Source organism: Candidatus Albibeggiatoa sp. nov. BB20 (genome assembly GCA_016744725.1).
In the GTDB taxonomy this organism is placed as follows: domain Bacteria; phylum Pseudomonadota; class Gammaproteobacteria; order Beggiatoales; family Beggiatoaceae; genus Albibeggiatoa.
Genome location: JADGDW010000007.1, coordinates 12,444 through 34,770 on the forward strand (window position 1 = coordinate 12,444; position 22,327 = coordinate 34,770).

Here is a 22,327-nt window from a genome sequence, read left to right on the forward strand (position 1 = left end):
TGTTAGAATCCTAATTATAGCGAATTGTTGAGCAATCCAGTATGCTAAAAAAGATAATCATTTTTATAAAATTAACTTATGGAATCAAATTGATATAATCAGCAGTGGCTGGCTGTATAATGGCATAATCACTTTATGAACCATTAATCAACAAAGGATGCTGAATGAAAGTTGCATTATTAGGCACTGGATTGCTCGGTGCAGCAATGGTTAAACGTTTCCATATTCAAAATGTAGATATTACGGCGTGGAATCGTAGCCAAGATAAATTAAAGCCATTGCAACAAGCGGGTATCAAAACCACTGAGACCGCACTAGAAGCAATTGAACAAACAAAGGTCATTATATTGATGCTGACGGATGCTACAGCGATTCAAGCGGTATTATTGGAACAAGATAATGTAAGAGCAGCACTTAAAGGTAAAACCATTATTCAAATGGGCACAATTGCTCCACAGCAAAGCCGAAACTTAGCACAAACATTGGCTGAATATGATGTGGATTACTTAGAAGCACCTGTACTTGGAAGTATTCCTAATGTCAATGCAGGTCAATTGATTTCTATATTCGGTGGAACTAAAGCACAATTTGAGCAATGGCAGCCTTTATTAAGTCATCTTGGGTCTCAAGTGCATTATGTTGGGGAAGTAGGTAGTGCATCAGCAGTAAAGCTGGCCTTCAATCATTTTATTGCTTCACTGGCAACAACATTTGGTTTAAGTTTGGCGATGGTTAAAGCAAATGGTTTAGATGTTGAACAATTTATGAATATTTTGCGAGATAGTGCGCTATATGCTCCAACATACGATAAAAAGTTAAATAACATGTTGGAACGGCAGTTTGATAATCCTAATTTTCCAACTTCACACATGTTGAAAGATATTAATTTATTCCTTGATGAGACCCAGCAATTAGGTTTAAACGGGGTTGCAACTGAAGGGGTTCGGGATATTTTGCAACAAGCGGTCAATATGGGTTTTGGTGAACATGATTACTCTGCCTTATTTCAAGCGATTTCACCTGAAAGTTAGTCAGTTTTTGAGATTATTTCACTTAGTTTTAGATGATTTTCAATTGAATCTCGGTGGATGACGCTATGCTTATCCACCCTACACATATAATTCATGCTTTATCAAAAAATCCCTGAACTGCGTAAGATGAATAAAGTATTAGGATTATTGGCTGGAGATTTTATGAGGATGGAATGGACTATGAGCATGCTTGTTTAAATAGATAATCAAGATCAATTTGGCTGTAGAAAATTCTAAATGGCATGAGGCTTGAGTAAAACGAACTACATTTGGGAAGTTTAACCACATTATGTAAAATCGGTATACTGCACGAAATGTAATTCACTTCTAATAACATAAAAAAACTATTTTGACGGGGCTTTCAAAATCATGGGTTGGTAAAAATTTGGATTACCAGCTTCATCTTCAGATACGGCTAAATTGCCAAAGGGCACATAACCTTGGTCAATTTTCTCATTAATCTGAGAAACCATCAATCGTGTTGCCTGCGTTATACCAACACTACTGTTATCAGTAATAATAATATAACGTTCTTTCTTTTTTTTCGTTTCTGCCATGATATTCTCCTAAATGGGCGTTTGGATAGAATTGCTAATACCTGCCATTCTAACCCAAACCCACATTGTAGATAAACTAGAAGCTAAAACGTTTACCTACACCAATACCGAATACCCAAGGGTTAACATCAACATCAGTAGAAACGTTACCTAATGCACCTGAGTAGAAAGTTGCAGTTGTATCGATGTCCATGTATTTAACGTCAAGGTTAAAAAATAAATCATTACCTAAGTCATAATCCATACCGATTTGACCAACCCAGCCGAAAGAAGAATCTAATTCAACGTCTCTAACACCACCTAAACCTGTATCTAAAGATGAAGTTGCTTCTTCACTCAAGAACATTGTGTAGTTTAAACCAAGACCTGCATAAGGACGGAACTGGCTGTCTGGTAAAAAGTGATATTGTAAAATCAACGCAGGAGGTAATACGCGGGTTTCAATAATAGTGCCTAAAGGAGATAAAGTAGGACCTTTACCCACGATATCATGCTTGGAGCTAAGGTCTAATAATAATTCAACACCAATGTTTTGTGTCAACATATAAGTGAAATCGATATCTAAAGAATACGCATCTTCTACGTCTACTTCAGTGCCAGCAACTTCGCCACCAACAGCACTAGAAGTGACATTACCACTGTCAGCACTTGGGTTAATATTGATGATACGGCCACGAACTAATAAGTCACCTGTCTCTAAAGCTTGAACAGGTGCATTGATAGCTGTCAAACAGCCTGCCATAATAACGGGTAAGGAAAACTTGGCGAATTTTTTTAACATCAGTTTTGCTCCTAATTAATTGTTTATGATTTTTAGGTCATACCATCACGGTATAAACTTAAGAATTTGGTTGCAGAATTACCTATAAATTACTGCGTACTATTACAAAGGTGTGACAATTAGTCAACAGTTTGATGCAAGTTTACAACAAAAAAAATGATTTGCTGATATGCAACAACTTTTAAGGCCTAAATTGATATGGATGATACAGATAAACATTTTTTACCCAACTTTTGCAGCGCGTATTTAATTATTTCTGGAATTGTTTTGACCGAGCTGCTGGCTATCATGTTGGTACTCAGTCCTGTAGGGAAAGAAGGTTATGCATGGCATTATATTCAATACGAATTATTGCCTAGTTTAGGATGGACATCCCTGTTCATGCAAGCAGTTACACTGCTGAGTTTATCTATTTTATGTCTTACTAGAAAGTGGTTACGACAATTAGAAGATCAAAATATTGGCCCTATCTTGAGCTATTTATTTATCTTGCTGATGACTTGGCTTGCCAGTAAATTTGCTTGGGAATTAGAACATGCCTTTACCCATGTAGCAGACATTTACACTAATTATTATTCAATATTATTAACTAATTTGATTATTAGTAATTTGGTTAGCGGCATTGTACTAGGCTCTTGTTATTACAAAAAAATATGGAAAAATGGCACTCTTGTTTTAATTTATACTCTCATACTCATTCTCACCATTTTACTCACTGAATTACTCGCCGTACTCAATGCGTTGCAAAATAACCACAACCAAGTTATCGATCACCATTTGTTTCTTTTACGCAACTTAAGCATCAGTGCCATTGTCAGCGCCATTGTTTTACGCTATTTTTATATTCAATACCGTTGGAAAAAACAAACTGAGGCTACAGCCTATTCCAGAGTTCAAGCTTTACAAGCACGGATTCGCCCGCATTTCTTATTTAATAGTATGAATACGATTGCAAGTTTAATTCGCATTGATCCAGATAAAGCAGAACAAGCTGTGGAAGATTTATCAGAACTGTTTCGCGCCAGTTTGGGTGATGCTAGAGAAAAAGTAGCTTTAGAAGAAGAACTTGATTTATGTATCCAATATTTACGTATTGAAGGCTTACGCTTAGACGAACGATTGCAAGTAGAATGGAAAATTGATCGAGTACCACAAGATGCGTTAATCCCGCGTTTAAGTATTCAACCATTATTAGAAAATGCAATTTATTACGGTATCCAACCTTTACCAGAAGGTGGTATGATAGAAATTACGGGTCTTTTTGATGGTAAACAAATCCAGTTAGATATTGAAAACCCCTTAAGCCAGCAACCATTAAGCCACCAGAGTAAAGGACATGGGATTGCGCAACGCAATATTCACGAACGTTTACAAGCGTACTATGGTCAATTAGGCAGCTTAAGCGTCAGACAAGAACCCGATGTATATTGTGTTAGCCTACGTTTCCCATATCAAACAGACTTATGAAAATATTAATTGTTGATGATGAACGTCTTGCGCGCGAACGCCTCACAGCCTTAGTACATGAATTAGGCTTAGGCAATGTCGTTGGAGAAGCAAGCAATGGTAAAGAAGCCTTAAGTGCAGTTCATGCCTATCAGCCTGATGTCGTATTATTAGATATTAGGATGCCGGGGATGGATGGTATGCAAGTGGCGCAAAGGTTAGTGAATTTATATCCCCAACCGATTGTGATTTTTACAACCGCCTATAACGATCATGCGTTAGAAGCTTTTGAGACGCAGGCCGTTGATTATTTGGTCAAACCGATACGCAAAGACCGCTTACAACAAGCCTTAAAACGTGCTCAAGCTCTGCTACAAAAACCTTCTACTGCAGACGATACACCAAGAGCAACTGCACGTAGTCACATTAGTATTAATGTCAGAAGTAATTTAAAATTAATTCCAGTGGGAGAAATTTTTTACTTCTCTGCTGATGAAAAATATGTCATTTTACATTGGAAAGAAGGCGAAGCTCTGCTAAGTGAGACCTTAAAAGACTTAGAAAAAGAGTTCGCAGGTCAATTTTTACGCATTCATCGTAGCACGTTGGTTGCAGTCAATTATATTTCGAGCTTGGTTAAGGACAATAACGGGCGTTGTTACATCACCTTGCGCGACCAGCCTACACGTTTAGAAATTAGCCGTCGTCACTTACCGACAGTGCGAAAAGTGCTAAAAGATATGCGTTTATCTAGTTTTTAGGCGATGCAGGACAAAATTAATGGTTTTGCTACACAGCATTCGAGATAGGGCGTGATTATGCAACACATTGGGTTTATCGTTAAGTCCCTCATCGCTTTTATTGTTATCAATGGCTTATTCATTACTCAATTATATGCGGATGATGCTTATAATGAGTATCATATTAAAGCAGCGTTTTTGTACAATTTAACTTTAATGATAAAATGGCCTGATGAACGTTCAAAAACGCGGATTTCAGACCCATTGGTTATTTGTACTTTAGGAGAAGACTCATTTGGTTCACTGCTGGACACAATAAAAGAAAATACGGTTAGAAAGCGTAGTCTCATCTTAAAGCGAAATATTGAATTAAACCAAAGCCAAAATTGTCATGTCCTGTTTATTGTCCGTGCTGAAAAAGATAATGTCAGTAAAATTTTATCTTATGTAAAAGGTCTACCGATTTTAACCGTGAGTGAAATACCTAAATTTGCGAATGACGGTGGTATGATTAATATGGTTAAGCGACGCAATCGGGTTAAATTAGAAATTAATCTAAAAGTGTTAAAACAAGTCCAGCTCTATGCTAATGCGCGCCTCCTCGTGTTAGCAAAGATTGTTGATAAATAGTTTATGGATTGATTTGTATGACTGCATTGGGTGTAATACAAAAATCCAGCTTAATATCATGGGATTGAATATCATCAATCTGTTCTACAGGTTCAAATAATGACAAACCAATTTTAATCACATCCGTTCGGCATTCTGCCAAAAATTTATCATAGAAGCCCTTGCCATATCCAACCCGATTACCCTGATTATCAAAGCCTAATAAAGGAATTAATACCATGTCTATCGTTTCAATTGGGCACGCTTGAGCTTTGATAGGTTCATCGATTCCCCATTGATTTTGAATGAGTTGTGTATCTGAAGTCAGAAAATAATGGCTTAAACTATTGTGCTGAATATCTACTCTAGGAACGGCAATATTGATTTTAGGAAATTGCTGAAATAACTGATTAATAATCAGCCATGTATTGATTTCATTTTTTTTGATAATAGGTAGAAAAATGTGCACTGTTTCACAATGAATAGGAATATTGTTAAAAAATTGCTTTTGTATTGCTTGGCTGGTTTGTTCTAAGGCCTGAGTTGTTAATCGTTTACGTTTTTGTAAAAATTGTTTTCTTAAAGCTTTTTTATTCATTATTTTTGTTAATTCTTAAATGGATAACATATTGAATATATAATATTTTTTGTATTATATCAATCCGACAGTTCAGATAATTTATTAGAGTACTAAATAAAACCTTATTACCAATGAACTATAGCCAAACAACCTTGAGCTATACTCAAGATAAAGAAATAAGGAGAAATTGTAATGAAAAACCAAGTGCAGTTTCAAAAATAGGGTAGTGCTATCAAAGTAGCATTACCTAGAAATTTAAGGTCTTCTGGGTAACGTTTAGAAAAAAAGCCTACTTCTTGAGCTGGAAGTAAAGTTTCATCCATAGCAATAGGCCAACCATTTGTGTGTTGTAAAAAAGCTTTATAGGAAGGTGGTAAATGTAGACCTAAGTTTGTTTCAAGCTGCTGTATATCCAACTCAGAAACTTGAAAAAATTGAAGCTCAACCTTTTTCATTTTTATTACATTATTACCCACAGGTGGAGTATTTTTTTCCTAGAAAGTTTTCCAAAAACAAATATCTTCATTACAAACATACTCATCCCACTCAATTCTATTTGCCCATTGAGCAAGAAAAGGTTGCCACTCAAATTGATTAGACAACGCAATCTCCTTTATATACTTTAACCAGAGCTTAGTACGAAAAAACATACCAAACCCAAGTTATCTTTAAGGAATACATTAAACGGCTGAATTGAAAATTAAATGTAAAATGATTTTTCCCAGTACAGGACATAAACTAATTTTGGATAGTTTCAGCTTAAGAAAACAATGACATAAAAAAGCTGACAGTCTGTTGCAGATTGCCAGCTTTTTTTCACTTAGTTAGGTATGTACTAAACAATACGTTTTTTTACATAACTACCCGGTGCAGCTTCAACTTCTTTATACTTATCACTGCCTAATGCTGTAGGCGCATCAACTTCAGTACCACCGCGTTTCTTCAACCAAGCAGTCCAGTGATTCCACCAGCTACCTTTTTCAGATTTAGCAGTTTCTAACCATTGATCCGCACCTTTACCTAATTCACCGCCATGCCAGTAATTGCGTTTGTTCTTCGCAGGAGGATTAATTACACCTGCAATGTGACCACTTGCACCTAATACAAATTCGATGTTACCAGAGAACAATTCTGTACCTGTGAAAGTCGATTTCCAAGGCGCAATATGATCGTCAATGGTAGATAAGAAGTAAGAAGGTGTTTTGATGCTAGTTAAATCAATCGGCACACCACACATTTCTAATGCGTTAGATTTAATTAACTTGTTTTCTAAATACAAATTGCGTAAGTAATCACTATACATATTTGCAGGTAAATTAGTTGGATCGCTGTTCCAATATAAAATATCAAATGGCGCAGGGTTTTGACCTTTTAAGTAGTTATTCACCACATAAGACCAAATCAAATCATTCGCACGAATCATGGAAAATGCTAAGGATAAATCTTTACCTGGTAAGATACCTGATTGTTTCAATTGTGCTTCACGTTGAGCCACTTGGCCTTCATCGATAAATACACTTAAATCACCCACATCAGAGAAGTCTAACATGGTAGTAAAGAAGGTTGCAGAAGCAATGCTAGTATGAATTTTCTTCGCGTGCATCACAGCTAACGCAGAAGTTAATAATGTACCGCCAACACACCAAGAAACCGTGTTTAATTTTTTCGCACTGGTGATTTCTTGAATTACTTTAGTCGCTTGGATAATACCATCTTCTAAATAATCATCCCAGCATATATCTTTCATTGACTCATCAGGGTTAATCCAAGAAATCAAAAATACGGTGTTACCTTGGTCAACTGAGTACTTAACAAAAGAGTTTGCAGGCTGTAAATCTAAAATATAGAATTTGTTGATTGAAGGTGGAACAATTAACAAAGGACGGTCAGAGACTTTTTCAGTCGTTGGTTTGTACTGAATAAGCTGCATCATGCGATTTTGATAAACCACAGCACCTTCAGATGCACCGATGTTTTTGCCTAATTCAAATGCCGATTCATCCGTCATCGTAATGCGACCTTTGCTCATGTCTTCAAGCAAATTACGCAAACCGTTCAATAAACTTTGACCTTTAGAATCCACTGCTTCCCGCATCACTTCAGGGTTAGTGACCGCAAAGTTAGTAGGAGACATCGCATCGATGAAATACTTAGTGTAAAACTCTAATTTCTTCTTATTTTCATCATCTAAGTGCGCGTACTCAGACCATTGATTTAATGACTTAGAAGCCAATAAATAAGATTGCTTAATGTAATCAAATATAGGATTTTCGTTCCATTCTTTATCAGAGAAACGACGATCACCACGTTCGGGTTCAAGCTTAGAGATACCAGGGACTGCCTCAATGTTGACGTTAAACAACTTGCCCCACAAATTAAGCTGTTCTTGTTGATATTGCGCCATCATTTGAAGCCATTCTTGAGGGTTTTCCATCGCTTGGGATGCAACAGAATTCCACGCTTGGCTAAATTCTTTAACCATTTCTTGCGCTTGACTGGAGGCAAAACCACCAAATACTTCACTTGCTTGCTCATTAAATGCTTTGATTACTTCTTCTGGATTAGTAAAATTTGGCGGTGTACTCATTTGAAGGTCTCCGTTTTGCAATCTGGGTATACAAATCTGTCAAGTATTATAGCTGTGTATTATGATTATTTATAGTTATGATGTTAATTATTTTATGGCTACTACTAACTACCGCCACCACCACAACCACCGCCGCAGCCGCTACCGCCGCCAGCATAACCACCTGTTGCAGCCCCGATAGTATCCGTTGTTGCAAAGGTATTTTGGAATGAAGAAAACATGGTAATCCCACTCAAAGCTGAAATACCATATAAGGCAACACGCAAGGCTGGGTCTAAACCATCATCAGGATTTTCACTTTTTGCCCATGCAAAGCGTTCTTGCATTTTCTTCACATGAATAAGGCCTAAGCGAGTATTGCGACTGGGCTTAATCAAATAATGGGTTGCAACAACAGCAGCAACTAGAGCCGCTAAAATAAAAATAAAAGGCTCATCAGCAAACATGCTGTGATAAATTTTAGCACCCGCAGCGGCAAACATAAGAGCCAAAACCATAAACTTTGCAATAGAGGCACGGTCAAGATGATCTTCTTTAAACTTAAGGTGCATTTTCTCTAATTTACGGTTAATGGGACGAATTAAAGGGTCTAATTTCTTACACAAAGTCGCATCAGTAAAAAACTCAGCGGGTCTACGGGCTGTCCAAGTAAATTGATAAATTGCATCTTCAATTTCACCTCGTGGGTCATCTGTTGCCACATTAACCCTTTGCACTTTTGGGTTTGCACTGTTGCGATCACTAGCCAGTAAGCCACGATGCCATAAATTGAATAATGCAGTGTGAATCACGCCTTTGCGACCATCACGCAGTGCAGCCAATTCAAAAGAATTTAATTCTTCTTCTGAAGGTAATTTATATTGGCTTGAACCATCCGCATTGACCCAAAACCAGCCAACAGCAATACACGTCATTGCAAACAAGCCAAAATAGATGAGAAACTCTCCCATTGGCATTTCTAGCAAAAAATCAAGCATAGAACATCTCCAAACATAAGTAAGGGTTTATGAAAACGGCCAAAAATTGTTAACTTTTGAATACTTCATTACGCAAAACCAATGCCTATATAAAAACATTATTTTTATTACCTTACATCACTGGTTTTGTAGATATTGTTTGTAATGTTCGCAATCTTTATAATCTGTACATTCAGCATAAATATATAAGCAGTGGTCTTTAATATTGAAGCCATGTTGTTCTGCAATGATTTTTTGACGTTCTTCAATAATATTGTCAGAAAACTCGATAATTTTACCACATTTGATACACAGCAAATGATCGTGGTGTGCAGTTTCAGCCAGTTCAAACACTGAAATACGTCCATTCTCAAAATAATGCCGAATCACTAAACCTGCAGTTTCAAATTGAGTTAATACGCGATATACGGTGGCCAAGCCGATTTCTTCACCTGAATTGGAGAGGGCTTTATACACTTCTTCCGCACTCATGTGGCGTGTACGGCTATTTTCAAGTAATTCTAAAATTTTCATACGTGGATGGGTTACTTTTAATCCCAACCGTTTTAAATCAGCACTTTCCATTCAAAATATCCAATGTGTTTTTAACAAGCATGGCCAATCAGGGACTGGCAGTCCTATAAACCTCAAGTTTTAGCATAACGTTTATTTGCTGACGTAATCAATACGCCAGCAATAAAAATCAAAATTGAACCCATAAAAAAGCGGTAATCAATCCATTCATGCCAAAAAATCCAGCCGTATATGGTAGCAAAAATAATTGAGGCATAAGTGAAAACAGCAAGCTGTGAAGTTGGGGCAAGTTTAAAGCCTTTGGTCATACAAAGCTGCGCAATCGTACCAAAAACACCAAGTAAAAGCATTAAAATCAGGGCTTCAGAGTTGGGTGTTACCCATGCCCATGTCATTGGAACAGCCGAAACTATCGAGCCTATCGTAGTAAAATAAAATACGATTCGGAGACTAGGCTCTGTTGCGGACATACGTTGAATGCTAGATTTACTCAATGCGGCAAACATACTACCTAATACGCTGATCCATGCAATGGAGGAGACATTAATATCAGGGCGTAAAATCACCATAACACCAATGAAACCCAACAATATAGCCCAGATTGTCATCATAAAAATTTGTTCCCCAAACCAAAAAAAGGTAATAAATGGGATAAAAAACGGGGCAGTTTGTTTTAATAATGCCGCTTCACTTAAGGGTATGTGAGCAATAGCATAGTAATAACAATACATAGAACTGAGTCCCGATAAGGAGCGTAGTATATGTAAGTGTGGAATGTTTGTGGCAAGCTTTTGTTTACCTTGAGGTAATATCCATGGGAGCAAAAGCATCATCACAAAAAAATTGCGGAAAAACACAATTGATTCATTTGGAAGGTGAGAGGCTGCCATTTTGACCACGACAGCCATAGACGCAAATGAGAATTCAGCCGCTAATACGAAGAAAACGGCTAAGGTAAATTGTGAGGGCACAGTTAGTTAGATGTCTCCGATTCGGGGAAATGAGTTGCGAGTAAATTCACTAAGGCAATCCCATCCGCAGGTTGCAAATAATGTCCACCAGCACTGGGCACTGTGATTGCGTGCCCACGTAGTGCAGGAATATTATTCATATCTTGGCTATAGGCAGGTACAAGTGCTGTCCAGAAGCTGTCTTCATTGGCACGCACAATTGAAATATAACGTGCTTTAGGGTGTGAGGTGCGATTCAGATGAAACAATGGTGTAGTAGGATATTCTCGACTGACATCCCAGTATAAATCACGCGAGCGATTAATTGTACCTAATCCGATTAATGGCGTAACCCAGCCCAGTGGACTGTCAGCGATCCATTTGCCTATTTCAGCTTTATCTGTGCCCAAATGCGGACTAGCGATAGTGATTAGGCCTTTAATTGGGAACTGTCCATTTACCATACTTAAACGTGCAACCACACCACCTAGAGAATGTCCAACTAGAATTATTTCATCATCAGTATGGGCTTTTTGAATCCCTGTTAAAAAGTAATCTAACCATTGGGATTGAATTGGAAGTGGCGCTTCGGAAGGCAGTGTGATGGTATATAAATGGCGGTCAGAAGGATAGGCAGCACCTGTAGGTGGCAATGCCGCATTAACGAATAAATGTCCTTGATCTTGCCAGCCTGCTTGCTGTAAATGTGACACAATGCCAGCAGTTCGCCAGCCACTGCCTTCACTCCAGTAACCATGAACCAGCACTAATACTTGTCCTGCGGTCGCTATGTTTAAATTGAGTAATAAAAAGCATGTAATAAGTAGTTGATAAGTACGCATAATGTCCTCCAACAGTGTTGAACTTACAGCACCTCAACTCATGGCACTGCTGTAGGAATTATTATGGAAACACATAATCGCCACAATATAATATTTTTTATCGTTCATTGATTCTATTTTTCAGGTTTTATTTGAACGTATTTTTCGCATTTTTAATTGAATAATAGTTCGGACAATTAATTTAATAAATAACAATAAAATCAATTGAATAATGTTTTAAATACAGTCTTTTACGCACAATTTCCAAAAACTTAAAAATATAAGGTGAATATAGGAACGGCTCAAAAATGAATATAATGAGTCAGCGATCATGCGCCATGTTCCTATTCTACAGTCAGTGGAAAACACCTTGCTATAGTCGTTTTATTTTAAAGTGATACAGAACTGGCAGTCCCTAATACCCAAAACGAAACTGACTATATCCTACATATTACAACCGTAAAGTTAAGAAAAAATGCTTATTTTGGAACAATTCTTAGTTATTGGAGTGTAAGATTTATCCTGCTCCTGCAAACTTAACTTCATGGCAGTGATAAAATGAGATCGCATAAATGGAATGATTTATGTAGGGTGGAATAGATGTATCTCAAAACATCTGGATAACATCACAACATCGTATTCCATCTTTTGCGATAGTTACCCGCTACCTCATTGGTGGAAAACGCTGCGCTATTCCACCCTACACTATAAATACTAGATATTGTGCAATCAGATTTGCGTAACGTGAGTTAGTAAGTTCGATGCACTGAAAAATGGGCTAATGCTAGTAGAGCTTGTTTATATTCAGAGTCAGGAATTGGTTTTAAGGCATTGACGGCTAATTCTGCTTCTTTTTGTGCCGCTTCCATCGCTAAATCAATTGCGGGTGTTGCACGAATTGCCGCAATCACATCATCAATATATTCTTTACCGCCATTAATAATCGCATCCCGTAAAATCTTTTGCTGCTCTGGCGTGCCTAAACGTAAAGCATAAATCAAGGGTAAGGTGGGTTTACCTTCGACTAAATCATCACCAATATTTTTACCAATGTCTTCGGAACTTGAACCGTAGTCAAGCGCATCGTCAACAATTTGGAACGCTGTACCTAAGTGCATACCAAAATGAGACACTGCAGTTTCATATTCCTCAGAGTGATTACCAATGACTGCACTGAGTTGTGCCGCCGCTTCAAATAATTTCGCGGTTTTAGAACGAATCACTTGTAAATAATCATCTTCGGTAATATCGGGTTCATGACAATTCAATAGCTGTAATACTTCACCTTCTGCAATCACATTCGTTGCATTGGCTAAAATATCCATGACGCGCATATCACGCACGCCAACCATCATTTGAAATGAGCGTGAGTATAAAAAATCACCCACTAACACACTGGCCTCGTTACCCCAAATATTATTAGCCGTTTCTTTGCCTCGACGCATGTCAGAAGCATCAACCACATCATCATGTAGCAAAGTTGAAGTGTGAATAAATTCAATCACTGTGGCTAAAGTAATGTGATGTTGACCTGTATAATTCAAGGCTCTTGCACAGAGCAGGTGCAACATGGGGCGCAACCGTTTGCCACCGCTATTGATAATATAGTGGCTAATTTGGTTGACCAACACAACATCGGAACGTAGACGAGTACGAATTAACTCATTGACTGCCTGCATATCATCACTGATAAGGCGTTGGATAGCTGCAACATCCATCATGATTGTAGTATTTTGTCCTAGTTAGTGGTAAGGTGATTGTTTTGCTATATTTTAAGTATGATGAGCCAAACATTCATTATTTTAGGTAGTCTCAATGCGTTTTTAGCTGTGGCACTGGGTGCATTTGGTGCACATGGATTAAAACCCATTTTATCTGAAAGCCTGATGGCAATTTATCAAACAGGAGTGCAATATCATAGTATGCACGCGCTGGGGCTAATCGGTATTGGCATCTTAGCACAAAAAGCCCAAAATTCATTATTTCTTAAATTATCTGGCTGGCTATTACTGGCGGGTATTATACTTTTTTGCGGTAGTTTATACGCTTTGGCAATGACTGAAATCCGTAAATTGGGCATTATCACACCATTCGGCGGTATCAGTTTTTTACTAGGCTGGCTAAGTTTAACCGTTGCAGCTTATCGAGATTGTTAATTCCGTCGTTTCCTCAATCAATCGATTTTACCCATTCATGATATGAGCTGCCGTTTTTTGTATCAATTTTTCGGACGGGCTGTCTTACAATATAAAATGTCATATAACAATTTACAGTAAATCTACGACTGCTCAGCATCATAAATGAGTTGTGCAAAAATAATGTATATTATTCTGCTGGAAACACACCTGTAGATAAATATCGATCACCTCGGTCACACACGATAGCAACAATAATCGCATCATTGACTTGCTGAGATAATTGCAACGCAGCTGCCACCGCGCCACCTGATGAAATTCCTCCCAAAATACCCTCTTGTTTGGCTAGTTGACGCGTGGTTTCCTCTGCATCATATTGATTGACATCAATAATTCTATCAACCCGCGAAGCATCAAAAATTTTAGGTAAATATTCTTGTGGCCAACGACGAATACCGGGAATACTTGCACCTTCAGCAGGTTGCACCCCGACAATTTCAACCTCAGCACTTTGTTGTTTCAAATAACGTGATGTGCCCATAATCGTACCCGTTGTTCCCATGGAACTGACAAAATGAGTCACTTTACCTTGGGTGTCGCGCCAAATTTCCTCACCTGTAGACATATAATGTGCCAGCGGATTATCTTCATTATCAAATTGATTAAGAATTCTACCCTTGCCCTCAGCTTCCATTTTAATCGCTAAATCGCGTGCACCTTCAATCCCTTCTTCCTTAGTCACAAGAATGATTTCAGCCCCATAAGCTTTCATTAACATTTTCCGCTCAACACTCATATTTTCTGGCATAATCAAAATCATCTGATAGCCTTTTACGGCTGCAACCATTGCCAATGCAATCCCAGTATTACCGCTGGTTGCTTCAATTAAAGTGTCCCCCAGCTTAATATCACCACGTAATCCAGCTTGTTGAATCATGCTATAGGCTGGACGATCTTTAACTGAGCCTGCGGGATTATTACCTTCTAATTTTACCAATACAGTATTTTTAGGATTAGGATTTAAACGTTGTAAGCGGACTAAAGGTGTGTGACCAATATGTTGTTCTATTGTAGGAAAGTCCATCATTTATTATGTCTCGTATGTGGATCAATAAAATAATTTTATAGCATATTTAGAGTAGCTTAGATAGGTTTTCAACAAAAGATGTTTTAATTCAAGCTCTTTTTTATATATTCTAAAGCGACTTAACTTATACCTATCTAGCTTGTAAATTTATCTAAAACAACCAATACTGTAAATCTACAACTATTTTGCATTTCACTATTAAATTAAACGCTTTTTAATACAATTGCTCATTGCTAATTCGCTACCGACTTGATAAATTAACTTGTTAAGATTTCACTCTACCGTATTTTAAGGAGTATTCAATACCTCATGGCACGTTTAACTGTTGAAGATTGTTTAAATCATGTCGATAACCGCTTTAATCTGGTGCTGTTAGCCAGTAAACGCTCACGCCAAATTTCAATGGGTGCAACGCCTCTTGTCCCAGAAGAAAAAGATAAACCAACGGTAATCGCATTACGTGAAATTGCAGAAGGCAAAATCACTCAAGATACTGCTGACAAGTCTGGAGGCAGGGTTAAATAAGTTATGTCTGACTCGCCACCGATAGGACCTCCACGTCTCTATATTAATGATTTATGCCAACTACTTGAAAGTTATCTACCACAAGGACAAGTTCAAGAAGTTTACCGTGCTTACGCTTTTGCAACTGAGGCACATCAAGGACAGATTCGCCGTTCTGGTGAGGATTTTATTCATCATCCAATTGCGGTTGCTTATAATTTGGCACAATTTCACATGGATATGGAAGCTCTGTCGGCAGCGTTACTGCATGATGTCATTGAAGATACAGGCAATAGCAAACAAACCATTATCGATGAATTTGGCGAGACGATAGCGGAATTAGTTGATGGTGTCAGCAAGCTGAATCGGATGGAATTTGAAACCCGTGAACAAGCTCAAGCCGCAAGTTTCCGAAAAATGGTTTTGGCGATGAGTCGGGATATTCGGGTGATTATCATCAAATTAGCCGACCGTTTACATAATATTCGCACCATTGGGGTGATGAAGCCCGCTTCTCGACGGCGTATTGCCAGAGAAACTTTAGATATTTATGCCCCGATTGCCAGCCGTTTAGGTATGAATAATGTACGTTTGGAATTGGAAGATTTAAGTTTTGCGGCCTTATATCCATTACGCTACAAAATAATTAAAAAACGTTTGGCACGGATTCGAGATAAACGCGCCGAACACTTTAAATCAATTAATGAAGCCCTTAAGAAACGCTTAGAAACCTATGATTTATCCTATTTAGAAATTCAAGAGCGCGACAAATATCCCTATACAATTTATAAAAAAATTCGTGAATCCAAACAATTAATCTTATCCAGCAAATACCGCACTTTTCAGCAAATTACCCGTTCTTATGGTTTTCGCGTGATTACTGATAGCGTTGGTAATTGTTACCGAGCTTTGGGTGGTGTACACAGTTTGTATAAGCCTGTGCTGGGATGTTTTAGCGATTATATTGCAATTCCTAAACTCAATGGTTATCAATCATTACATACGATTGTTTTAAGCGCAGAATCAGGTCAGCAAGGTCAACAAATTGAAGTACATATCCGTACTCAAACCATGCACGAATTGACTGAATATGGTGTTGCTGCTTATGGCTTATATAATCGGCTGGATACACAGAATCAGCATAATACAGATTTTGAACAAACGCGCGAACGAGCAGCGGCTTGGATTCAAGGCTTAGTTGATATGCAGAAAAATGTAGAAGATTCACTGGAATTTATTAATCATGTCAAAAATGATTTATTGCCAGAAGAAGTCTATGTTTTCACGCCCAAAGGGAAAATTCAACAATTACCGAAAGGCGCTACAGGTTTAGATTTCGCTTACTCCATTCACAGTGCGGTGGGAAATCGCTGTATTGCGATTAAAATTGATGGTCAGTATGCACCATTATATAACACACTGATAAGTGGCCAAACAGTTGAAGTCTCTACCGCTGAATGGGCACGTCCAAGTCCCGATTGGCTGGATTTTGTCATCAGTGCCAAAGCCCGTAATCATATCGTACATTATTTGAAAAATCAGAATGCAAATAAGGCGATTGATTTAGGCAAGCGTTTATTGAGTAAACAATTATTGAAGTATGGTTTGTTTGCCGATAATGTTGAAGCAGCTCAACGTGAACATTTGGTGCAATATTTTAAAATGGGCAGTTGGGATTGTTTGTTAAAAGAAATTGGTTTGGGTAATTTGATGGCAATTGTGGTTGCAAGCCACTTTGATCCTGATGCAGATAAAGACCAGTTGTCAAAAGATTCTCATGTAATGAAGCCATTGATGATTACGGGTGATGAAGGGCGTGTGGTTTCATTTTCACGTTGTTGCCGCCCTATTCCGGGGGATGAAGTGATTGGCTATCCTTCTGCGGGTAAAGGCATTGCGATTCATACCAGCCAATGTAAGAACATGGTAACAGCTCGCCATACTCAGCCAGAAAAATTTTTACTGGTAACGTGGAGTCCAGAAATTAAGGGCGAATTCTTAGTTGATATACACGTGGAAGTAAGACATGAGCGTGGTGTATTAGCACAAATCAGTGCCTTGTTAGCGGATATGCACGTCAATATTGAAAATATTTCTAATGAAAATAAAGATGGTTTGTTTAGTATTTTGCGCTTATGCCTCGCAGTGAATAATCGAAAACATTTAGCTAGTATTATGCGGGCTTTAAAACAATTAAATATTGTTACTCGGGTACAGCGTTGTAAAAATTAAATGCTTTTCCTGATTACCAATACTATGTTGAAGAGAACTACAAGCCACAATTGATAACTTCTAATTTGCAAACTGTAGTTTACATATGATTGAAGTTCGCACAATAGAAATATTCAATAAATGGTTTGAAGGCTTATGAGACCGTCGAGCCAAAGCACGTATACAAGCCTGCATTGATAGATTGGAAATGGGGCATTCTGGTAATGTCGCTCTAGTAGGAGAAAGTGTCAATGAACTACGCATATTTTACGGCAAAGTCTACAGAATATGTTGTTTAACAAGATTCTATCATACTCTTATCTGGTGGTAATGAAAACACATATTAAACAAGCCAAATAACTCGAAACAGCCGAACGATCGGTGCACGAATTTTAGGTGAAATTACCAAACCCCACGGCAACTTAGGCATGGCAGATAAGCCTATTGAGTTAAACTTGAAAGGCTCAGCAGGTCAAAGTTTATTTGTGACGACATGGTGCGTCGTCATTTGATATGACTGACCCACCAAGCATCCACAAAAAATATCAAGACGCAAGTGTGTCTATGACACATTCCACGCATTGCGTGGAACGAGAAAAATATTATTCTTGTAAAATATTGTTTTTTTGTGATTTAGCAAGTTTCAAGCTCAAAATTAATATAGCGAAAGATTTCTAATGGAATCTGTACATATACAGCTTTTTACTACGTTCCGTTTTAAGAGATTAAATGTCACAGATAAAACTGAGTAAAGAGTTTTGGTGGAATACCTAGGGCATGAATGCCAATGCTTTTGGATTAAGACCAATTTTGTATTGTGGAAAATAATATGCAACGTATTTTTCTGGGTTTTCTGATTGCATTGCCCAAGTGTCATGTAACAAACAAGGTTCAATTTGATCTCGTTGGCATAATGTTTGAATTTCTGGCATACCATTAATTAACAATCGTTTAGGGTAGAAAATAGCAAGTGATGATTGTTGAGTGCCTTCTAAAGTGCCTGCTTGTGCCAGCCCACCTTTATCATCAAGCCAAATAGTAGGTCCTGCCAAATAAGAAACAACGCCAATTTCCATCATGCTGATATAAGTTATAGACAAATCTGGAAATTTAAATAATCCATGACCTTGGTGATGCTTTGCAATATTTTCATAAATATGATTTTTCTCAATATAACTAACTGGAATATGAAAAAATCGGTGGCTTGTCCCGCTAACCGTAAGTAGCATAGTTAAAATAAAGCTCATACCAGTCAAAAAGTAATGTTTTTGTTGCTGTAATAGGGTTTGCATCATCACAAAAAAGCTGATTGTGGTAATAGCAATAAAGTAATTTTCATTATACCAGAGGTAATTTCCTGGGCTGTGGTAAAGTAGAGCTGTCAGCAAAACAAATCCGATACAATACAATAAATAAAATCGATGTTGTCGACTAAGTAATACCCCATATATGCCCAATACTGCAATAATCATAACTGTAATATAACGGCGACTTTCTTCAGTTAATATAAGTAGGTTGTAAAAAAAATAAAAGCTGATGTTATCTACTAATAAATCACCAAAATCTGCACTGAAGAAGTCTAATTTACCAGTCATAATTTTAGATAAATAACTCGTTGGTATAAACCAAACTTGAAGTAGAGCTGCAAGCAATATCCAAACAACAGCAATAATCAATAGTGGACGGGTATAAGCCAGTAGCCATGTCCAACGATGTTTAGAGGAGGCAAGCGAAATATAGGTGATTAATAATGTGACAAAACCATATTCAGGACGGCTAAAAAGGAGTAAACCAGAAACATAGCCTATCTGTCGTATAACTTGAGCTGATAATGGTTTATGCACAGCTAACCAAGCTAAAGTGTAAATACACCAAAATAGTAAAGCTCCTTCCATTTGCCATACTGTTACAAGCGTCGCAACACTCATAATGCCATTGAATAGCATACCTGCCCAAAACCACTGCCATTTTCCCCAAAACCAAGGTAAAAATAGTAAGGCTGTTAATAGACCAGAAAAAACAAAAGTCAGTTGAGAAGTAAAAAAGCTATAGTCGTTGCTGGTAAATATACGTGCTAAAGCAGTTGCAGGCACGAGAATTAACATACGCAGTGGAGAAGATGCTAGCAAGCTGTCATTGTTTACAATAGGATAATATTGAGCGGTGCCAACATCGAGGATATTATTAGCAATATGTAAGTAGATATAAGCATCATCGATAAGCATTGATGGAAGGTATAAGTAAGCATATATACCGCAACCCCATGCAAATAGACTGCTAAGTATTAAGCTAAAAAGGCGCAAATCTATTGAAAAAGGGGAGGATGAAAAATATTTGTTGGCTTTGCCATTAATAAGATACATATTTTTATTTATCTTGAGTAAACGATATTTTGAAAGATAGGTACATGAAATCAGAGCCGATTCCAAGTCGACCATAAAGCTTTTTTCAGTATATCGTAACTATTATGAATATAATATGTCAAACTTACATCTTCTCTGGAAAATTGATGCTGTTTAGTTATATTAGTTATACACTCAACACTCTTTATCCTGTGTTAAGGTTGTATTATTTAGCTCAGCTATACTAGAAAAATATGTTTAAAGGCAAAGAGGTCTATTATTAGAAATATTGAACATGCCAAAATTAACCTTTTATTGCCTCAATTCGGAGTGCAAACCTACGATATTGTTAAAGATGTAACCGATGGCTGGGGACATTATGATACTCTGAAAGAGCATTACGAACACTTTTATAGTAAATTTATAAGACAATAGCAAAACAATGAATAAGCTCAGCATAACACTCATTCAATTGTAAATTTTTAGAGCCTAGAACTACACTCACATTATTTAGGAAACCATTTATGAGCAGCCAAGAAAAAAAATTAAAACTAGTCAATTTGGTGTATGAAAATTCCCAAAAAGGTAAGCTAGCATGGGAAGTCACCGCTAGTTCAGAAGCATTTCAAGCCTCTTTTCCTAATTATTTTGTAGGGATTCAAAAAGATGAACAAAATTACCATTTAGATATTATGAATGAAGCGGGCGAAGTCGTTGAACGTATTTCGAGTACAGCAAGCTCCTTAACCACTGAAGTTTTGCAATCTATTTATACACTGGCACGAGGCAAAGCAATGAAATCTGATGAAGCAATAGATGACTTGATCGATTTACTTTCAAAAGCAAAAATATAGGAAAAGGCTATGATTAGATTAACGCTTCAATTCTAATCAATTTAGCAATTTAATATTGAGATAAAAACAAAATACCCCATTTATGCACTGGTGATTCACTTGAATTTGATTGCTTATGCTGGTTCCACAATTAGATGATTTACTTGCTTTACGTCATCAAGCACAACAAATTGGCTTACATACAGGCCAACGAGTACAAACACCCCTGAGTGGTTTATATGCTTCGGTGTTTCGTGGTCAAGGTATGGATTTTGACGAAGTGCGCGAATATCGTTATGGCGATGAAATTCGCAATATTGATTGGCGTGTCACGGCTCGGATGCGCAAACCCTATTTAAAAGTTTACCGTGAAGAACGAGAACGTCATGTTGTGCTGTGTGTCGATATTGGCTCGCACATGCAATTTGGTACACGTGGTACATTCAAATCTATTCAAGCTAGTTATACTACAGCTCTTCTTGGTTGGAGTGCTAACGGCCATGGCGATAAAGTAGGCGGTTTACTGTTTGGACAAGCCAAGCCTTTATTTTTTAGACCGCAACGCTCACAGCGTGAATTTGGTCGTTTATTACGCCAATTTACCCAAACTCCTCAAATCAGTGCTGAAACGGTAGATTTAGCCCAAGCACTGGAAATGCTAAGTCGCAGTACGCCGACGGGAGCATTGATTTTTATTATTGCGGATTTACATCAAATTGCAGCGGACAAACTCAAAAAAGCCCTCACCCAAATTCATCAACAGCATGAAGTGGTTTTAATTCATATTGTGGATCAGGCTGACTATGATTTACCTGCCATTGGCCAAGTTAACTTTAATAATCTTGATAATCAAAAACTGACGGTGAATACAGATATAAAACAGGGTTTGCAACGCTATCATCTCGCTTGGCAACACAGACAGCAAAATTTAGAACAGCTAGCGCATCGGCTGAGTTTAGACTTGATTTCAATTGCGACTGATGATGAGGTGCATGATAGTTTATTAACAGGTTTACGCCAAAGAATGCGACAGGAGTTAGCCCACCGATGAACCCAGAACTACGTGATATTCATGGTTTAGATACTATATCCTGGTATCCCTTACCATTAGGCTGGTGGTTGGTCATTTTAGCTGCTTTATTGGCAATTGTTCTGTTAAGCAGATTCTGGTTTTCCAGAAAAAAACGTAAAAAAGCCAATCTATGGCGTAAAACAGCAAAATTAGAGTGGCAGGCGATTAATAAACCAACTTTAAGTTCTTATGAACAAGCAAACCGTATTGCCAGTTTATTACGTTGGATTGCGATGCAACAATATGGGCGTGAAGCGTGTGCAAGTTTAAATGGAGATGATTGGTTAGATTGGTTACAAAACCATGATCCAAAACAATTTGATTGGCAACAACGGGGACACGTTTTGGTCAAATTACCTTATATGCCACCCGAAACTGAAATAGATAGCGTGCAATTACGCCAGTTACATCAAGCGATTTATGCTTGGATTTAGAGTCAGAATATATACTCTGCGCTATTATAATTTAAGATTTTACTCATGCCGAGTAATTTTTATCAATACAAATCAATCGTTTGTATTAAATTTTTATGTAGGGTGGAATAGATGCAC

The 22,327-nt window shown here is 37.6% G+C and carries 23 protein-coding genes; 11 read left to right on the forward strand and 12 right to left on the reverse strand.

The genetic code is table 11. The annotated features are described in order from the left end of the window. The first annotated feature begins 164 nt into the window (after positions 1–164). Positions 165–1,031, forward strand: coding sequence for an NAD(P)-dependent oxidoreductase (locus ABXH34_RS01530; protein WP_353570088.1), 867 nt, complete (start codon positions 165–167; stop codon positions 1,029–1,031). A 344-nt stretch (positions 1,032–1,375) separates the two neighbouring features. Here the strand turns inward: ABXH34_RS01530 and ABXH34_RS01535 are convergent, their stop codons facing one another. Together ABXH34_RS01535 and ABXH34_RS01540 are read right to left on the reverse strand one after the other, a co-directional pair. Beyond that, a complete protein-coding gene (locus ABXH34_RS01535; RefSeq protein WP_353570089.1) occupies positions 1,376–1,588 on the reverse strand; it encodes a hypothetical protein in 213 nt (70 codons plus the stop codon). 76 nt (positions 1,589–1,664) lie between these two features. Beyond that, positions 1,665–2,369 carry an OmpW/AlkL family protein gene (locus ABXH34_RS01540; protein WP_353570090.1) on the reverse strand — a complete coding sequence of 235 codons (705 nt, stop codon included), beginning with the start codon at positions 2,367–2,369 and terminating at the stop codon, positions 1,665–1,667. Positions 2,370–2,567: 198 nt separating this feature from the next. Between ABXH34_RS01540 and ABXH34_RS01545 the strand changes: the two genes are divergently transcribed. Genes ABXH34_RS01545 through ABXH34_RS01555 form a run of 3 tightly spaced genes read left to right on the forward strand, consistent with a single transcriptional unit; the run spans position 2,568 to position 5,185 of the window. Beyond that, the gene (locus ABXH34_RS01545) at positions 2,568–3,836 is read left to right on the forward strand and encodes a sensor histidine kinase (protein WP_353570091.1); all 1,269 of its coding nucleotides are present in this window, start codon (positions 2,568–2,570) and stop codon (positions 3,834–3,836) included. Further along, positions 3,833–4,576: a LytR/AlgR family response regulator transcription factor gene (locus ABXH34_RS01550; protein ID WP_353570092.1), complete on the forward strand. Its 744-nt coding sequence runs from the start codon at positions 3,833–3,835 to the stop codon at positions 4,574–4,576. The genes ABXH34_RS01545 and ABXH34_RS01550 overlap by 4 nt, the downstream gene beginning before the upstream one ends. A gap of 57 nt (positions 4,577–4,633) precedes the next feature. Further along, the gene (locus tag ABXH34_RS01555) at positions 4,634–5,185 is read left to right on the forward strand and encodes a YfiR family protein (RefSeq protein ID WP_353570093.1); all 552 of its coding nucleotides are present in this window, start codon (positions 4,634–4,636) and stop codon (positions 5,183–5,185) included. A 1-nt stretch (position 5,186) separates the two neighbouring features. Here ABXH34_RS01555 and ABXH34_RS01560 read toward each other — a convergent pair whose 3' ends face one another. The 8 genes from ABXH34_RS01560 to ispB form a co-directional block, all read right to left on the reverse strand. Then, on the reverse strand, positions 5,187–5,762 hold the full coding sequence (locus ABXH34_RS01560; protein ID WP_353570094.1) for a 5-formyltetrahydrofolate cyclo-ligase: 576 nt from the start codon (positions 5,760–5,762) through the stop codon (positions 5,187–5,189). A 194-nt stretch (positions 5,763–5,956) separates the two neighbouring features. Further along, positions 5,957–6,199: an SMI1/KNR4 family protein gene (locus ABXH34_RS01565; RefSeq protein WP_353570095.1), complete on the reverse strand. Its 243-nt coding sequence runs from the start codon at positions 6,197–6,199 to the stop codon at positions 5,957–5,959. A gap of 380 nt (positions 6,200–6,579) precedes the next feature. Further along, positions 6,580–8,331, reverse strand: a complete 1,752-nt coding sequence (locus ABXH34_RS01570; protein ID WP_353570096.1) for a PHA/PHB synthase family protein — start codon at positions 8,329–8,331, stop codon at positions 6,580–6,582. Between the two features lie 104 nt (positions 8,332–8,435). After that, positions 8,436–9,308: a TIGR04222 domain-containing membrane protein gene (locus ABXH34_RS01575; RefSeq protein WP_353570097.1), complete on the reverse strand. Its 873-nt coding sequence runs from the start codon at positions 9,306–9,308 to the stop codon at positions 8,436–8,438. A 117-nt stretch (positions 9,309–9,425) separates the two neighbouring features. Beyond that, the gene (gene fur / locus ABXH34_RS01580; protein ID WP_353570098.1) at positions 9,426–9,872 is read right to left on the reverse strand and encodes a ferric iron uptake transcriptional regulator; all 447 of its coding nucleotides are present in this window, start codon (positions 9,870–9,872) and stop codon (positions 9,426–9,428) included. 62 nt (positions 9,873–9,934) lie between these two features. Beyond that, positions 9,935–10,792, reverse strand: a complete 858-nt coding sequence (locus tag ABXH34_RS01585; RefSeq protein WP_353570099.1) for a DMT family transporter — start codon at positions 10,790–10,792, stop codon at positions 9,935–9,937. Between the two features lie 2 nt (positions 10,793–10,794). Continuing rightward, a complete protein-coding gene (locus ABXH34_RS01590) occupies positions 10,795–11,613 on the reverse strand; it encodes a lipase family alpha/beta hydrolase (protein WP_353570100.1) in 819 nt (272 codons plus the stop codon). A gap of 728 nt (positions 11,614–12,341) precedes the next feature. Further along, positions 12,342–13,310 (reverse strand): octaprenyl diphosphate synthase, encoded by a 969-nt coding sequence (ispB, locus tag ABXH34_RS01595; protein WP_353570124.1) that lies wholly within the window; start codon positions 13,308–13,310, stop codon positions 12,342–12,344. A gap of 60 nt (positions 13,311–13,370) precedes the next feature. Here ispB and ABXH34_RS01600 point away from each other — a divergent pair, with 60 nt between their 5' ends. Continuing rightward, entirely contained in the window at positions 13,371–13,748 is a 378-nt protein-coding gene (locus tag ABXH34_RS01600; RefSeq protein ID WP_353570101.1) for a DUF423 domain-containing protein, read from the forward strand. 169 nt (positions 13,749–13,917) lie between these two features. Here ABXH34_RS01600 and cysM read toward each other — a convergent pair whose 3' ends face one another. Next, positions 13,918–14,811, reverse strand: a complete 894-nt coding sequence (gene cysM, locus ABXH34_RS01605) for a cysteine synthase CysM (RefSeq protein ID WP_502710388.1) — start codon at positions 14,809–14,811, stop codon at positions 13,918–13,920. Positions 14,812–15,123: 312 nt separating this feature from the next. Here cysM and rpoZ point away from each other — a divergent pair, with 312 nt between their 5' ends. From rpoZ to ABXH34_RS18720, 3 genes are all read left to right on the forward strand, one after another. After that, the gene (gene rpoZ, locus ABXH34_RS01610) at positions 15,124–15,339 is read left to right on the forward strand and encodes a DNA-directed RNA polymerase subunit omega (RefSeq protein WP_353570103.1); all 216 of its coding nucleotides are present in this window, start codon (positions 15,124–15,126) and stop codon (positions 15,337–15,339) included. Positions 15,340–15,342: 3 nt separating this feature from the next. After that, on the forward strand, positions 15,343–17,550 hold the full coding sequence (locus ABXH34_RS01615) for a RelA/SpoT family protein (protein WP_353570104.1): 2,208 nt from the start codon (positions 15,343–15,345) through the stop codon (positions 17,548–17,550). A 335-nt stretch (positions 17,551–17,885) separates the two neighbouring features. Continuing rightward, positions 17,886–18,041, forward strand: a complete 156-nt coding sequence (locus tag ABXH34_RS18720) for a GltB/FmdC/FwdC-like GXGXG domain-containing protein (protein WP_502710389.1) — start codon at positions 17,886–17,888, stop codon at positions 18,039–18,041. A 258-nt stretch (positions 18,042–18,299) separates the two neighbouring features. Here ABXH34_RS18720 and ABXH34_RS01620 read toward each other — a convergent pair whose 3' ends face one another. Beyond that, a complete protein-coding gene (locus ABXH34_RS01620; protein WP_353570105.1) occupies positions 18,300–19,754 on the reverse strand; it encodes a hypothetical protein in 1,455 nt (484 codons plus the stop codon). Positions 19,755–20,395: 641 nt separating this feature from the next. Between ABXH34_RS01620 and ABXH34_RS01625 the strand changes: the two genes are divergently transcribed. The 3 genes from ABXH34_RS01625 to ABXH34_RS01635 all read left to right on the forward strand — a co-directional run bounded on the left by ABXH34_RS01625 (position 20,396) and on the right by ABXH34_RS01635 (position 22,210). After that, positions 20,396–20,725, forward strand: a complete 330-nt coding sequence (locus tag ABXH34_RS01625) for a hypothetical protein (protein WP_353570106.1) — start codon at positions 20,396–20,398, stop codon at positions 20,723–20,725. Positions 20,726–20,840: 115 nt separating this feature from the next. After that, positions 20,841–21,755: a DUF58 domain-containing protein gene (locus ABXH34_RS01630; RefSeq protein WP_353570107.1), complete on the forward strand. Its 915-nt coding sequence runs from the start codon at positions 20,841–20,843 to the stop codon at positions 21,753–21,755. Further along, on the forward strand, positions 21,752–22,210 hold the full coding sequence (locus ABXH34_RS01635; protein ID WP_353570108.1) for a DUF4381 domain-containing protein: 459 nt from the start codon (positions 21,752–21,754) through the stop codon (positions 22,208–22,210). Before ABXH34_RS01630 ends, ABXH34_RS01635 begins: the two co-directional genes overlap by 4 nt. The last annotated feature ends 117 nt before the right edge of the window (positions 22,211–22,327 follow it).